11 protein-coding genes are annotated in these 14,463 nt (G+C 67.4%); 2 read left to right on the forward strand and 9 right to left on the reverse strand.

Annotated features, from left to right (window positions below):
- Positions 1-2: 2 nt before the first annotated feature.
- The 8 genes from AB4851_RS25855 to AB4851_RS25890 all read right to left on the reverse strand — a co-directional run bounded on the left by AB4851_RS25855 (position 3) and on the right by AB4851_RS25890 (position 11,764).
- Positions 3-1,268 (reverse strand): Zn-dependent hydrolase, encoded by a 1,266-nt coding sequence (locus AB4851_RS25855; protein ID WP_414449357.1) that lies wholly within the window; start codon positions 1,266-1,268, stop codon positions 3-5.
- An 82-nt stretch (positions 1,269-1,350) separates the two neighbouring features.
- Entirely contained in the window at positions 1,351-2,952 is a 1,602-nt protein-coding gene (locus AB4851_RS25860; RefSeq protein WP_414449358.1) for an MBL fold metallo-hydrolase, read from the reverse strand.
- Between the two features lie 9 nt (positions 2,953-2,961).
- Positions 2,962-4,494 (reverse strand): efflux transporter outer membrane subunit, encoded by a 1,533-nt coding sequence (locus AB4851_RS25865; RefSeq protein WP_414449359.1) that lies wholly within the window; start codon positions 4,492-4,494, stop codon positions 2,962-2,964.
- Between the two features lie 8 nt (positions 4,495-4,502).
- Complete coding sequence (locus tag AB4851_RS25870) at positions 4,503-6,509, reverse strand: MacB family efflux pump subunit (RefSeq protein ID WP_414449360.1); 2,007 nt, start codon at positions 6,507-6,509, stop codon at positions 4,503-4,505.
- Entirely contained in the window at positions 6,506-7,705 is a 1,200-nt protein-coding gene (locus AB4851_RS25875) for an efflux RND transporter periplasmic adaptor subunit (RefSeq protein ID WP_414449361.1), read from the reverse strand. The genes AB4851_RS25870 and AB4851_RS25875 overlap by 4 nt, the downstream gene beginning before the upstream one ends.
- A gap of 219 nt (positions 7,706-7,924) precedes the next feature.
- A complete protein-coding gene (locus AB4851_RS25880) occupies positions 7,925-8,116 on the reverse strand; it encodes an MbtH family protein (RefSeq protein ID WP_414445204.1) in 192 nt (63 codons plus the stop codon).
- Between the two features lie 873 nt (positions 8,117-8,989).
- The gene (locus AB4851_RS25885; RefSeq protein ID WP_414449362.1) at positions 8,990-10,363 is read right to left on the reverse strand and encodes a cation:dicarboxylate symporter family transporter; all 1,374 of its coding nucleotides are present in this window, start codon (positions 10,361-10,363) and stop codon (positions 8,990-8,992) included.
- Positions 10,364-10,393: 30 nt separating this feature from the next.
- Positions 10,394-11,764 (reverse strand): adenylosuccinate lyase family protein, encoded by a 1,371-nt coding sequence (locus AB4851_RS25890; RefSeq protein WP_414449363.1) that lies wholly within the window; start codon positions 11,762-11,764, stop codon positions 10,394-10,396.
- A 132-nt stretch (positions 11,765-11,896) separates the two neighbouring features.
- Here AB4851_RS25890 and AB4851_RS25895 point away from each other — a divergent pair, with 132 nt between their 5' ends.
- A complete protein-coding gene (locus AB4851_RS25895) occupies positions 11,897-12,631 on the forward strand; it encodes a GntR family transcriptional regulator (RefSeq protein WP_414449364.1) in 735 nt (244 codons plus the stop codon).
- 41 nt (positions 12,632-12,672) lie between these two features.
- On the opposite strand, the gene AB4851_RS25900 is transcribed toward AB4851_RS25895, so the two are convergent.
- Positions 12,673-13,692 (reverse strand): NADP-dependent oxidoreductase, encoded by a 1,020-nt coding sequence (locus tag AB4851_RS25900; RefSeq protein ID WP_414449365.1) that lies wholly within the window; start codon positions 13,690-13,692, stop codon positions 12,673-12,675.
- A gap of 194 nt (positions 13,693-13,886) precedes the next feature.
- Between AB4851_RS25900 and AB4851_RS25905 the strand changes: the two genes are divergently transcribed.
- Positions 13,887-14,399, forward strand: coding sequence for a TetR/AcrR family transcriptional regulator (locus AB4851_RS25905; RefSeq protein ID WP_414449366.1), 513 nt, complete (start codon positions 13,887-13,889; stop codon positions 14,397-14,399).
- Positions 14,400-14,463: the final 64 nt, after the last annotated feature.

Raw genomic sequence — 14,463 nt, forward strand, 5'->3', positions numbered from 1 at the left:
GTTCAATCCGGCTCGGACGCGCGGTCGATCACCGCGTGCAGCAGCACGTTGGCGCCGGCCTCGATCCATTCCGGCCTGGCGTCCTCGATCTCGTTGTGGCTGATGCCGCCGATGCACGGCACGAACACCATCGAGGCCGGCGCGACCTGCGACAGGTAGCAGGCGTCGTGGCCGCCGCCCGACACGATGTCGCGATGCGAATAGCCGAAGCGCTGCGCGGCGGCCCGCACCGACTGCACGCAGGTGGCGTCGAACGGCACCGGCGCGTAATAGAAGATCGGATCGACGCGGGCATCGAGCCCGGCGTCCTCGGCGAGCCGCGCGACGCCTTCCAGCAGCTCGGCGTGCATGCGCGCCAGCACGGCATCCTGCGGATGGCGGAAATCCACGGTGAAGAACACCTGGCCCGGGATCACGTTGCGCGAGTTCGGGCGCACCTGCATCATGCCGACCGTCGCGCAGGCGAGCGGCGCGTGGCGCAGGCCGATCTCGTTGACGAGCTGCACCACGCGCGACGCGCCGAGCAGCGCATCGCGCCGGCGCGGCATCGGCGTGGTGCCCGCGTGCGAATCCTGGCCGGTCAGCAGCACCTCGTACCAGCGCTGCCCCTGCGCGTCGGTCACGACGCCGATCGCGTGCCCTTCCGTTTCGAGAATCGGCCCCTGCTCGATATGCAGCTCGAACGCGGCGTGCACCGGACGGCCGCCGCACGGCACGTCGCCCGCGTAGCCGATGCGGCGCAATTCCTCGCCGATCGTCTTGCCGTCCACGTCGCGCAGCCCCAGCCCGTGCTCCAGCGTGTAGCGGCCCGCGAACACGCCGGAGCCGATCATGCCGGGCGCGAAGCGCGAGCCCTCCTCGTTGGTCCAGATCACCAGCTCCACGGGGCGTTCGGTCTCGATGCCGAGATCGTTCAGCGCGCGCAGCACCTCCAGGCCGCCGAGCACGCCGTAGATGCCGTCGAAACGGCCGCCGGTCGGCTGCGAGTCGGTATGCGAGCCGGTCACCACCGGCGACAGCGCGTCGTTGCGGCCCTTGCGGCGCATGAACACGTTGCCCATCGTGTCGATCGACACCGTGCAGCCGGCCGCCTTGGCCCAGCCGATGATCAGGTCGCGCGCCTGCCGGTCGAGGTCGGTCAGCGTCAGTCGGCATACCCCGCCCTTCGGCGTCGCGCCGATCTTCGCCAGCTCCATCAGGCTGTCCCACAGACGCTTGCCGTTGACGCAGGTGGTCGAACTCAGCGCGATGTTGGTCAGTTCGGACATCTGAAATCTCCTCGATAGGGACGGGCAGCAGGCCCGGTGCGGCGTCTGGATCAAGCGGTCAAGCCCCACGCCGATGCGTCGCTCAGAACAGCATTTCCTTGCCGATATGCAGATGCTCGAACGTGATGTCCGCCTCGCGGCAACGCGCGAAGAAATCGGCGATCTGGGTGGCCTGGATGCTGTCGGGCGCGTATTCGGCGCCCATCACGTAGCGCAGCCACGGCTCCTGCCCCATCGCGTAGATGAACGCGGTGCGGCTGCCAAGGTCGGACAGCAGCTTCCAGGCTCGCGCCGAATTCGACGCGGAGAGCCGCCGCGAATCGTCGTCGCGGCGGGCGAGCGGCCGGGTCATCAGCGGCGCGTACAGCCAGCTCAGGGGCGCGCCGTTGCACTCCATGCCGACGAACACCGCGTCGGGCCGGCCGGCCGTGTCGCGCACCAGGCGGTACAGCGCCGGGTTGATCGCGTCCGAATCGACCAGGAAGAAGAAGCGCCGCTCGTTCACGCGCACCAGCAGCGTCTGCTTGCTGTAGATGTCGAGATCGGCGTGCTCGCCGGTAAACGGCAGGCTCAGGATCTCGCCGCCCGGCACCGGCACGGCATCGAACGCGCCCACCGTGCGCACGTCGGTGTAGCCCAGGCTGCGCAGCGCCAGCTCCATCGACGGATCGGCCAGGCTGCCGGTGCGATTGCGCGGCACGATCGCCTGGCCGACCTTGTGGCGCAGTTGCACCAGCGCCTCGGGCGAGAAATGGTCCTGGTGGCAGTGCGAGATCACGAGGTAATCGATGCGGTCCGGCAGGTCGGCATAGGTAAAGCGGCCGTCTTCCGTCGAGGCATCCCAGGTGAACATCGGATCGATCAGGATCGTCACGTCGGCCGATTGAATCAGCACGCACGCGTGGCCGAAGTGCCGCACCCGCACCGCCTCGCCGTGGTAATCGGGTTGCTTGCGCGCGGGCGGCGTGGTGGTGAACATGTCGAGGAAATCGGCGCGCTCCAGCGTGGCCGCATCGAACAGCGCGGCCAGTTCGCCGAACGGCGCGGCCTGGGTGCGCATCGATGAGAGCCGGTCGAGCAGCGGCGAGGCGAACGGCACGCGCGCGAACACGTTGCCCGGGCCGCTCACGCGCGGCGTGTTCATGAAGAACTTGCGGTCGGCGTCGGCCACCGTGGTCAGCAGCAGTTCCTGGCTCGCGCGGTTCGTGAGGCCGGTGCGTTCCACCAGTTCCTCGATGATGCGGATCGCGGGCTGGTTGTTCTGGTCGTACACCAGTTCGGTCACGCCCGCGAGCGAGGCCGGCAGCTTGTCGTACAGGCCGTCCAGCGAATAGCCGCTCGCCTCTTCCTGCAACAGGCGATCGAACGCCTTGAAATCGTTCGCGAAGCGGATCAGGTCCGCCGAGCGGGCCTTGGTTTCCTCCAGCACCCGCGCGATCTCGGGCGCGGCCGCTTCGGGCAGATCCATGAACGGGCCGCCGAACATGGCCGGATCGCTCGAGGCGGCCACATGCATCTTCGGATTGCCGACGAACGACTGCATCGCCGGCAGGTAGCGGAACGCGAGGTTCATCGCGTACTGCACCGGCGGCACCAGGTGCGGCCAGGCCAGCCAGCGATCGAGCAGCAGCTCCATCTTGATGGACGGCTTCAGGAAAACGGGGGCGTCAGATTGGAATCGCATGGCGGGTTCTCATGAGGACTGTTCGAGGTTCCGGCCCGAGGGCGCTTGCGGATACGGTGCTTCGGTCGGCCCGGTCGCGGCCTGCCGCGCATCGGGCGGCGCGACGTCCTGCGCGGCGGGGTCGCCCCCCAGCGCCAGATACAAGGTCAGCGCGTTGGCATATTGCGCATACACGGCCTCCTCCAGTTGCACGTCGGCCTGCTGGCGCGTCTGCTGCAGGGTCAGCCAGTCGGTCAGCGTGGTGTTGCCGGCCCGGTAGCGGATCTCGGCCAGCGCTTCGGCGCGCCGGGCGGCGGTGACCGCCTCCGACAGCGCCTTGACCTCGCGATCGGATTGCACGCACGCGGCCCACGCCGAACGCGTGTCGGCCAGCGCCTGATAGAAGGTCTGGCGGAACGTGACGACCGCCGTGTCGTAGGTGGCCTTCGAGGACTTGATGGTCAGGCTGGCGGTGTTCCATTGCAGGAACGGCAGCGACAGCGTCGCGCCGAGCGTGCCGATCGGGTCCTTCAGGATGTTGGACAGCGTGGTTTCGGTGGCGCTGCCGCTGGTGACCGAGCCGAACAGCGAGAAGGTCGGATAGAACGACAGGCGCTGCACGTCCGCCTGCGCGAGCGATTCGCGCAGGCGCGCCTCGGCGGCCTGCAGGTCGGGCCGGCGCCCGAGCAGATCGGCCGGCACCACCGGCGGCACGGCCGGCATCGGGCGGATCGGCAGCCCGTCCGGCTCGGGTTCGCGGTGCTCGGGCGACTGGTCGAACAGGATCGCGAGCGTATTGCGCTGCGCTTCGAGCTGCGCGTTCACCTCGGTCTGCTGGCCTTCCAGCGTCTTCAGCGTGCTCAGGGCCTGCGATTCCTCGTAGTCGCTCGCCTCGCCGGCCACGTGCTGGATGTGCACGAAGCGCAGCGTGCGCTGGGCTGTTTCGATCGCCTCGCGCACGGTCGCGCCGATGCTCTTGAGTTCGCCGATCTGCCAATAGGCGCTGGCCGTCTGGCTGACCAGCGTGAGCGCGGCGCTGCGGCGGTCGTACTCGGTGGCCACCGCCTCGAAGTTGCTGGCGTCGCGCTGCCGGGCCAGGTGCCCCCAGAAATCCAATTCGTAGCTGACCGTGCTGCTGGTGGTGTACGAGCGCACGGAGCCGCCGCCGCGCGTCAGGTTGCGCGCCGAGCTGCCGCTGCCGCTCACCGCCAGGGTGGGCGTGAGGTTGGTATCCGTGAGGCCGGCCTGCAGCCGCGCGCTGTAGAGCTTGAGGGCCGCCGCGGCGAGCGTGTTGTTGGTGCGCAGCGCGCGCTCGATCAGGTCGTCGAGCTGCGGATCGCCGAAGCGGCGCCACCATGGGTCCGCCTGGGCGAACGCCGTGCCGGTCAGCGGCAGCGTGTTGCTGTCCCATTGGGTCGGCACGTCGAGTGGGGTGCGTTGGTATTCGCTCCGGGTCAGCGCGCCGCAGCCGGCCAGCCCGCAGGCCGCCAGCACCGCGCCCGCCAGCATCGCGCGGCGCGATCGGAAGCGGGAACAGAAACGGAAGGACGCGAGCGGGTTCATGGCGTGCCTCATTCGCGCGCCAGCGCATCGATGGGATCGAGCCGCGACGCGTTGCGCGCGGGCCAGAAACCGAACGCCACGCCGATCAGCGTCGAGCACGCGCAGGCCACCGCCATCGACAGCACCGAGAAGCGCAGCACGATCACCTTCACGAACAGCGAGAACACGCCGCTCACGGCGAACGCGAGCAGCACGCCCAGCACGCCGCCGGCCACGCAGATCAGCACCGCCTCGATCAGGAACTGCTGCATGATGTCCGACTGCCGCGCGCCCACCGCCATGCGGATGCCGATTTCGTGCATGCGCTCGGTGACCGACACCAGCATGATGTTCATCACGCCGATGCCGCCCACCAGCAGCGAGATCACGGCCACGCACATGATCAGCAGCGTCAGCGTGTGGGTGGTGTCCTCGACCGTCTGCATGATGCTGTCGCTCGAACTCGTGAAGAAGTCCTGCGTCAGGTGGCGGCCGGCGATCAGCGTCTTGATGTTCTGTTCCGCGATGCGGTTCGGCACGCCGTCGCGGATCCGCGCCGTGATGCCGTTGAACCACGACTGGCCGGTCAGGCGATCGACGGCCGTGGTGTCCGGAATGAACACCTGCAGGTCCGGGCTCGAACCGAACAGGCCGTCGTTGCGCGCGGTCACGCCGATCACGGTGCACGGCAGCGAGCCGACCAGGATGATCTGGCCGATCGGCTGCTCCCAACCGCGAAACAGCCGCTGGCGCGTGTTGTCGTCGATCACCACCACCTGCGCGCGGCGCAGCGCCTGCGCCGCGTCGAACGGCTGGCCGGCCGCGAAGCGGGTGCCGTGCACCCGGAAATACTCGGCGCCCACGCCGCGCACCGAGGTATGCGCCTTGACGTTGCCGCGTTGCAGCGTCTGGCTCGACAGCACCAGCGGCGTCACGCTGTCCACGTAGAACTGCGCGCGCAGCACGGCCACGTCGCCCGGCCCCAGCGTGTGGATCGCGCTGGCGTTTTCGTCGCCCCAGTCGCGCCCCGGGTTCACGTCCACCGTGTTGGTGCCGATCGCCTCGATCGAGGCAATCACGCTGCGCTGCGCGCCCTCGCCGAGCGCGACCACGGTCACCACCGCGGCGATGCCGATCACGATGCCGAGCATCGTCAGCAGCGTGCGCAAGCGATGCGTGACCATCGCGATCCACGCGATCTTGAACGCGGCGCCGAGGCTGGCGGCGCTGGTGGCGCTGGTGGCATCTGCGCGGCGGCCACGCGTGCCGCCCGCGCTGCCCGCGCTGCCCGCGAGCGCATCGGCCGCGCCGGCCGGCGGCACGGCCACCACCGCGTCGTTCGGGCGATCCGCGACGATCCGGCCGTCGTTGATCTCGATGATGCGCCGCGCATGCGCGGCGATATGGTGATCGTGCGTGACGAGGATCACGGTGTGGCCGAGCGCGTTCAGCTCCAGCAGGATGCGCATCACCTCGCGGCCGCTGTGCGAATCGAGCGCGCCGGTCGGCTCGTCGGCGAGGATCACCTCGCCGCCGTTGACCAGCGCACGCGCGATGCTGACGCGCTGCTGCTCGCCGCCCGACAAGGTGGTCGGGCGATGGCTCGCGCGCGCGCCGATGCCGAGCCGCGCGAGCAGCGCCTGCGCGCGCTCGCGGCGCGCCGGCTTCGCCGTGCCGGCGTACACGGCCGGGATCTGCACGTTGTCTTCCGCGCTCAGGTGCGGCAACAGGTGATAGCGCTGGAACACGAAGCCGAAATGTTCGCGGCGCAGGCGCGCGAGCTGGTCGCCGTCGAGCGCGCGCACGTCCTCGCCGGCGATCCGGTAGCGGCCCGCACTCGGGCGATCGAGACAACCGAGGATGTTCATCAGCGTCGACTTGCCCGAGCCCGACTGCCCGGTGATCGCCACCAGTTCGCCGCGCCGGATCTGCAAGTCGATCTGCTTGAGGATCGCGACCTCGGTGTCGCCCACCGCGAAGCGGCGTTCGACCTGCTCCAGATCGAGCAGCGGCGGCGTGTCGTGGTCGCCGATCACGCGCCGTTCCCCTGCGCCGCCGCCTTCAAGGCCTGATCGAGCGAGGTGCCGACGATCACATGCTCGCCCGCGGCCAGCCCGGACAGCACCTGCACGTCCGTGTCGTTCATCAGGCCGACGCGGATCTCGCGCGCCTGCGCCGCCTCGCCCGCGAGCACGCGCACCTCGTAGCGCTGCGCGCCGAGCCGCTTGCCGAGCGCGGCGCGCGGCAGGATCAGCGCATTGGCGGCGTGGCCGAGCACGAACGACACCTGCGCCGTCATCGACGCGCGCAGCGTGCGCTGCGGGTTCGCGACATCGAACAGCCCGTTGTAATAGATCGCGGCGGGCGCTTGCGACTGCGTGCTCTGATAGGGCTGCATGGCCTGCGCGACGATCGATTCGGGCGCCGGCTCGACGGCGCGCAGGCGGCTGTCGTATTGGCGGTCGGGATCGCCGAGTATCGTGAAGTGCACCGGCATGCCCGGCTTCACGCGCACCACGTCGGCTTCCGAGATCTTCGCGCGCACCGTCACGGTGTCCAGGTCGGCGAGAATCATCAGCACCGGCACGATCTGCGCGGCCACCACCGTCTGCCCCGGCTGCGCGACCATCGCGATGATCTCGCCGTCCATCGGCGCGGTGATGTGGGTGTAGGAAAGCTGGGTGCGCGCGTTGTCGACCGCCACCGACGACACCAGAATCTGCGCGTTCAGCGACGCGAGATCGGCGCGCGTGGTGTCCACGTTGCCCTGCGCCACTTCGTAGTTCGCGCGCGAGCTGGCGTCGTGCTGGAGCATGAAGGCCTGGCGGTCGAGTTCATGCAGGTATTGCGTGAGCAACGCCCGCTTCGAATCGCGCTGCGCGCGGGCGCTGTCGAGCGAGGCCTGCGCGCTGCGCAGCGCGTTCTGTTCCAGTTGCGGATCGATGGTCGCGAGCAGTTGGCCGCGCCTGACGCGATCGCCGAGCTTGACCGGAATCGACTGGATCTGGCCGTTGACCTGCGCGCCGATCGAAACCTGTTGCGAGGGGTGGATCGTCCCGGTGGCGAGCACGTTCTCGTCCAGATCGCCACGCGTGACGGTCGCCGTCAGGTATTGCGGCGGCTCGGGCCGAATGGCGAACAGCCAGACGATCACCGCGAGCACCACGATCACCATGACGGCGCACGCTGCCAATAACGGCCTGCGTCGAGCGAACTGAACCGGGTTGGACATGAAACCCCTGATGAAAGGCCAGGCACGGCACGTGCGACGGCCACGGCGGCGCCGCACCGGAATCGATGCGGGACACGCCGGAATCGCTGACTTCGGGCCGACCAGGCATGAGCGCGGCCCCCACCCCGATCACGACGATCGGGGCGGCAAGCGGGTCACCACATGGCAGGGTGCGTGATGCGTGATGCGTGATGCAGGGCGCGGCCTGGGCCGCGAGGCTCACGCGTCCATTTGTCGACGCAGGCTGAGAGGACGCATGTCGGTCCAGACCTCGTTGATGTAATCGAGGCACGCCTGCTTCGGGCCGACCTTGCCGACCGCTTTCCAACCGGCCGGCACGTCCTTGTACTCAGGCCAGATCGAGTACTGTTCCTCGTGATTGACGACCACGGTGTAAATTTCTTCGGACATCTCGCTCATAGCTGATCACCCTGCGAAAGAACATGGAACATGGAGCGGATAGGATTTCCGCGGATACGTGAGGCTTCGCGTATTGGTTCGTATAACGAAGAATTAAGCCTGGCGGCTGTCTCCGGCATTTTGATTTTTACCATTCGACGGCTTGGCGCCGTGGTGCGCCCGCGTTCGGACGCCGCGCATTCTCGCAAACCGCTCACCGGTTCGTGGGCTCCGAAAACCCTACGTTATCCTTACGGATTGGGGATTCGAACCCTCAAGTGAGCAACTTCTCTCAAGGTGAGCAGAAGTCTAAGTTTCAAATTTTGCAATGTCAACAACATCCCAATTGATGCGAAGCAGCACTAAATTGCCTAAATGTTTTTCTCGTGGCATTGCAACGAAAATTTTCTAATAAGCTTCGGTAATCAATGGGTTGGCCTTGTCCGACAAGGGATGGAAGGCATGCAATCGGGATAACCCTGTATCGGAGTTTCAAAAAAATATGCAATAACCGAGATCAAAATGGGAACGCAATGAATATCGCCGGATTCGCATTCAATTCTCAATTTTTTCTCAAGTTATACGACTGATTTTTTAATCCATGCCGCTTTTTGACGAAATCCTGTCGCGTGAAGCACGATGGGTGGGGTTCCCGCGAGTTAGCGGATGCGGGTTGGCCCGCGCATGGGAGATGGGAGACTTACCGGTCGGTGCGCGACGCAGTCGCAGCACGAGTGGGGAGATGCGTTGAAGCGTGTCGGGTATACGTGGGTGCGGCTGCGATGACGGTGAGGTGATGGCTTCGGATCGTCGCTTGTTGCTTCGCTATCGGTGCGTGGGCGTGCCGTGGTCGACGATCCCGATGGGGCCGTCGACCATCGCGGCTTAACCCGAAACCCGTTTCATTTCATTGTTTTCCTTGGCAGTCCCGATCAAATCGGCCGTGCTGCCCTCGCCGCCCTCCGGAAACCGCTCCGGATACAGATGCCGCTCGGCGGCCACCGCATCGAAGGTGTTCGACCAGCGCGCCACCACCACCGTGGCCAGGCTGTTGCCGATCGTATTGCACGTGGCGATCGCCATCGACATGAACCGATAGACGCCGAAGATCAACGCCAGGCCCTCGATCGGCAGGATGCCGGTCGACGTCACCGTCGCGGCGAACACGACGAACGAGCCGCCCGATACGGTGGCCGCGCCCTTGGAGGTCAGCAGCATCAGCAGCAGGATGCCGATCTGGTGTTCGATCGTGATCGGCACGCCATACGCATGCGCGATGAACATCACGCCCATCGACATGAAGATCGAGGTGCCGTCCAGGTTGAACGCATAGCCGGTGGGCAGCACCAGGCCCACCGTCTGCTTCGCGCAGCCGAGCCGTTCGAGTTTGATCAGCAGCCGTGGCAGCGCGCTCTCCGACGACGCGGTGCCGAGCACGATCACGATCTCTTCCTTGATATAGCGAAGGAATCGCCACAGGCTGAAGCCGGCGATGCGGGCGATCGCGCCCATCACCACCACGATGAACAGCACGATCACGGCGTAGAAGCTGAACACGAGCTGCGCCAGCGCGATCAGCACCGCCGTGCCGTTGCTGCCCACCGCATAGGCCACGGCCCCGAAGGTGCCGAACGGCGCGAGCTTCATCACGAGATTGATGAACGAGAACAGCACGTCGGAGATCAGGTCGAGCCCTTCGTTGATGCGCACCCGGCGCCGCTCGGGGATCGCCAGGATGCCGATGCCGACCATCACGGCGAGCACCACCACCTGCAGCAGCTCGCCCTTCGCGAAGGCCCCGATGAAGTTGTCCGGCACGAGGTGCATGACGAACTCGGAGAAGCTCTGCGAGGTGGCTTTCGCGGCGCTCGCGGGCACCGCGCCGACGGCCACGCCGGTCATCGATCTGCCGGTCTGCAGCAGATTGCCGGCCAGCAGGCCGAACGCCAGCGCGATCGTCGACACCACCTCGAAATAGACGATCGAGCGCCACCCCACGCGCCCCGCGCTCTTCACGTCGCCGGCCGAGGCGATGCCGTGCACGATGGTGAGGAATACCAACGGTGCGACACCGGCCTTGATGAGCGCCAGGAAGATGTCGCCGAGCACCTTCAGTTGCGCGCCGAACTTCGGGAACACCAGCCCCACGGCGATGCCGAGCACCAGCGACAGCAGAACCTGCATGCCCAGTTTTCGATACCACGGCAAGGCCTTCGGCGCTGCGATGGCGCGGTCTCGCGACGGGTTTTCGCTGTTCATCGATTGCTCCTCCACGCGTTGAGCGGCGGTTCAGACGCCGTTCGACAAGGCGATTGCGCGATCGACCATCTGCGGCGCCAGGCCCAGGTAGTTCGCGGGGTCGGTCATGCGGTCGATCGCGGCGCGATCGAAGTGCTTCGCGACTTCCGGCAGCGCGGCCAGCGCCTCGGCCAGCGTGCCGCCGGTTTCGTTGACGGTGCGGCAGGCGTCGTAGACGATGTCGTGCGCCTGCTGACGCCCGGTGTACGGCGCCATGCCCATCATCACGGCTTCCGCCACGATCAAGCCCTTGCTGATGCCGAGGTTGTGCTTCATGCGCGCCGCGTCGACGATCAGCCCGCCGAGCGCGAACTTCGCCTGATGCAGCGCGCCCGAGCTCAGCACGAAGCTTTCGGGAATCGCGATCCATTCGGCATGCCAGGGGCCGGTGGCGCGCTCGAAATCCTGCACCATCGCATCGACCATCAGGCCCGCGTGCTGGCGCACGGCCTTGGCGGCCGCCAGCATCAGTTCGCTCGAAATCGGGTTGCGCTTTTGCGGCATGGTGCTGCTCGCGCCGCGCCCCTTGACGAACGGCTCGTACACCTCGGCGAACTCGGTGGACGCCATGATCATGATGTCGAGCGCGATCTTGCCGAGCGAGCCGGTGATCAGCGCGAGCAAGTTGACCGCCTCGGCGAAGCCGTCGCGCGCCACGTGCCACGTGGTGGCCGGCACGCCGAGCTTCAGTTCCTCGGCCAGCGCCTGCTGCACCGCGAAGCCCTTCTCGCCCAGCGACGCCAGCGTGCCGGCCGCACCGGCGAATTCCACCACCGCCACGCGTTCGCGCAACTGCGCGAGCCGCACCTGATGGCGATCGAACATCGCCAGCCAGATCGCGACCTTGTAGCCGAACGTGACGGGCAGCGCCTGTTGCAGGTGGGTTCGGCCGGCCATCGGCGTGTCGCGGTGCTTCGCGGCCAGATCGACAAGGATCGCGCGCAGCTCGCGGATATCCGCATCGATCGAATCCAGCGCGTCGCGCACCTGCAGCGCCACCGCCGTATCCATGATGTCCTGGGTGGTCGCGCCCCAGTGAACGTAGCGCCCCGCCTCGCCGCACATCGCCACCAGTTGATGCACGAGCGGCAGGATCGGGTAGCCGACGATGTCGGTTTCCTCGCGCATGTGGTCGAAATCGATGCGCTCGATGCGCGATTCGCGCGCGATCACGTCGGCGGCCTCGGCCGGGATCACGCCGGTGCGCCCTTGCGCGCGGGCGAGCGCCACTTCGACGTCGATATAGCGCTGAACCAGCGCGTGATCCGAGAACAGCGCGCGCATCTTGGCCGTGCCGAAGGCATCGCGGAACAGCACGGAATCGATCACGGTGCTGGCCATGAGCGGGACGGAACGTTGCATGGAGACCTCTTGAAACAAGGGAAATGGCGATGGACGTGTTTATATGTCCGGACATATTGGATCTTATATGTTCGAACATATCGGACAAGCTATGATTTACCCTATGTTTTCGACGTCATCTACCCACGCACCATGAACAGGCCTCACTTCGCCGACATCGCCCGCGACCTCACCGACGGCATCGCGTCGGGACGTTATCCGGTCGGCTCGAACCTCCCGACCGAACTCGAACTGCGGGATCACTACCAGACCAGCCGCCACACGGTGCGCGCGGCGCTGGCCGAATTGCAGGAGCGCGGGCTGGTATCGCGCCGCAAGAACGCCGGCACGCGGGTCGAGTCGGCGCAGCCGCGCAACGACTTCCGTCCGTCGCTGGCGTCGGTGGACGATCTCGTGCAATTCGGTTCCGAACATTTGAGACAGGTGCAATCGGTCGAGCGGATCGCGGCGACGGCGAAGCTCGCGAGCACGCTGCATTGCGCGCCGGGCGAAACCTGGCTGCGCATTTCGAGCTTGCGGATCACGGAGGACAAGGACAGCCCACCGGTGGGCTGGACCGACGTGTATCTCGATCCGAGCTACGGCGAGGTGGCCGATGCGGCGCGGGAGAACCCCGATACGCTGATCAGCACGTTGATCGAGCGCCGCTACGGGCGCGCCATCGAAGAGATCCGGCAGGACGTGCGCGCCGTGACCGTGGCGCCACTGATGGCGCGGCGCCTGCAGGTCGAGCCGGGCTCGGCCGCGCTGCAGATCGTGCGCCGTTACTACGATTCGGCCGGCACGTCGTTCGAGACGTCGGTGACCTTGCATCCGGCGGAACGCTTCCACATCTCGATGCAATTGACCCGGTCGAAAGCCAAATAACCGGGGGCAGGCATGCCCTGCCCCCGGTCGCACCCGCCGAGTTACGCGCCGTCCCCCACCAACAGAATCAACTTCCCGCGCGCAAACCCGCTCTGACTGGCGGCCAGCGCGTCACGCCATTGCGCGAGCGGAAACGCCCGCGCGATCGGCACCGAGAACTGCCCGGCCGCCGCCCGCTGGGCGAACTCGCCGAGCACGTCGTAACGCAGCTCGCCGGTGAGCCGGGCCGTCGCGTCGGCGTCGAGCACCGGCATGCCGGTTTCGTCGAGCGTGGCGCCCGGGTCGCTGTCGAACGAGGTGCGCACGCCGAGCTTGGCCGCGCCATCGAAATCGACGATGGTCAGCACCCGCCTCGGCTCGCCGCCCACCGCCTCGATCAGCGCCGGCAGCGCGCCGGCCACGGCGCTCGACACGTTCACCGGCGCGGTATCGAGCGCCAAGTCGAGCGGGCCGCCGGCCAGCGCCAGCACGCGCTCGGCCATGCCGTCGCCGTAGGCCGTCACGCTCGCGCCGAGCGCGCGCAAGGTGTCCGCATACGTCCGGCCAGCGGTGGCGAACACCTGCGCGCCGCGCAGCAACGCGATCTGCACGGCCGCGAAGCCGACCGTGGTGCCCGCGCCGTGCACCAGCAAGCGCGTGCCGGCCGTCACGCCGAGCTGATCGAGGCTGCGATACGCCGTTTCCACGGCCATCGGCAAGGCGGCGGCTTCGGCGTAGCCGAGCGTGTCCGCGATCGGCGCCCAGTGGTCGAGCAGGCAGAATTCCGACGCGCCGGCCACCGGCGTGCCGACGTAATCGGGCACGCCCAGCACGCGATCGCCGATCGCGATGCCCGTCACGCCCTCGCCCACGGCGTCCACCGTGCCCGCCACTTCCAGGCCGATGCCGCGCGGCAGTGCGCCGGGAAACAAGCCTTTGCAGAGCGCCCAATCGGCCGGCGTCAGGCCGCAGGCGCGCACGGCGACGCGAATCTGCCCGGCGCGCGGGGCCGGCACCTCGGCCGCCTCCAGGCGCAGGACTTCCGAGGGTTCTCCGAATCGATGAAAACGCAGGCTTTGCATGGTGAAGGACTCCTGAATGGTCGGATGCGGTCGCGACAGGCGTAACGAAGCCATGAGGCCCGGTGAACGGGCGACTCGCGGGATCGGATAGAATTGTCAGTGACTGACTTTACACGTAATGTCAGTCACTGACAATAAGGTGGGCCATGCCTCGAGATCGGGAAGTCGTCAGGCGTCTGCTTCAGCAGGCGGCCATGGAGTTGTATCAAACGCAGGGCTACGAACAGACCACCACCGCGGAAATCGCGGCGCGGGCCGGCGTGACGGAGCGCACGTTCTTCCGGCATTTTCCGGACAAGCGCGAGGTGCTGTTCGGCGGCGAGGCGGCGTTGATCGAGCTGCTGGTGGGCGCGGTCAAACGCGCGCCGCCCGAACTGGGGCCGTGGGACACGTTGTTCGCGGCGTTCTCGTCGGCCGAGCCGCTGTTCATCGAGAACCGCGACGCGGTCGAGCCGATGCGCCGGATCGTGGCCGGCAGCCCGGCGTTGCAGGAGCGGCACCTGGCGAAGACGCGCACGCTGACGCTGGCGCTGGCCGCGGCGCTTACCGAGCGCGGGGTGCCCGAGCGGCTGGCGAGCCTGGCCGCGCAGATGGGGATGGCCGCGATCGGGCACGCGGTGGAGGCGTGGCACGACGCGCAGTCGGGCACGCCGAATTCGCATCTTGCGCAGGCGTTTCGGGATATTCGGGGCTTGGCGGGCGGGTGAGGCGCGAGGCTCGGCCCCGACGAGGCATGCACCGGCTCGTCCCAGCCCCCGGTCGAGGCCGGAG

It is taken from the genome of Burkholderia sp. 22PA0099 (genome assembly GCF_047497165.1).
Taxonomy (GTDB): Bacteria; Pseudomonadota; Gammaproteobacteria; order Burkholderiales; family Burkholderiaceae; genus Burkholderia.

Coding starts and splice junctions, on each gene's coding strand:
- AB4851_RS25895 (WP_414449364.1), top strand. CDS start 11,897: ATGAACAGGCCTCACTTCGCCGACATCGCCCGCGACCTCACCGACGGC.
- AB4851_RS25905 (WP_414449366.1), top strand. CDS start 13,887: ATGGAGTTGTATCAAACGCAGGGCTACGAACAGACCACCACCGCGGAA.
- AB4851_RS25865 (WP_414449359.1), bottom strand. CDS start 4,494: ATGAACCCGCTCGCGTCCTTCCGTTTCTGTTCCCGCTTCCGATCGCGC.
- AB4851_RS25860 (WP_414449358.1), bottom strand. CDS start 2,952: ATGCGATTCCAATCTGACGCCCCCGTTTTCCTGAAGCCGTCCATCAAG.
- AB4851_RS25875 (WP_414449361.1), bottom strand. CDS start 7,705: ATGTCCAACCCGGTTCAGTTCGCTCGACGCAGGCCGTTATTGGCAGCG.
- AB4851_RS25900 (WP_414449365.1), bottom strand. CDS start 13,692: ATGCAAAGCCTGCGTTTTCATCGATTCGGAGAACCCTCGGAAGTCCTG.
- AB4851_RS25855 (WP_414449357.1), bottom strand. CDS start 1,268: ATGTCCGAACTGACCAACATCGCGCTGAGTTCGACCACCTGCGTCAAC.
- AB4851_RS25885 (WP_414449362.1), bottom strand. CDS start 10,363: ATGAACAGCGAAAACCCGTCGCGAGACCGCGCCATCGCAGCGCCGAAG.
- AB4851_RS25880 (WP_414445204.1), bottom strand. CDS start 8,116: ATGTCCGAAGAAATTTACACCGTGGTCGTCAATCACGAGGAACAGTAC.
- AB4851_RS25890 (WP_414449363.1), bottom strand. CDS start 11,764: ATGCAACGTTCCGTCCCGCTCATGGCCAGCACCGTGATCGATTCCGTG.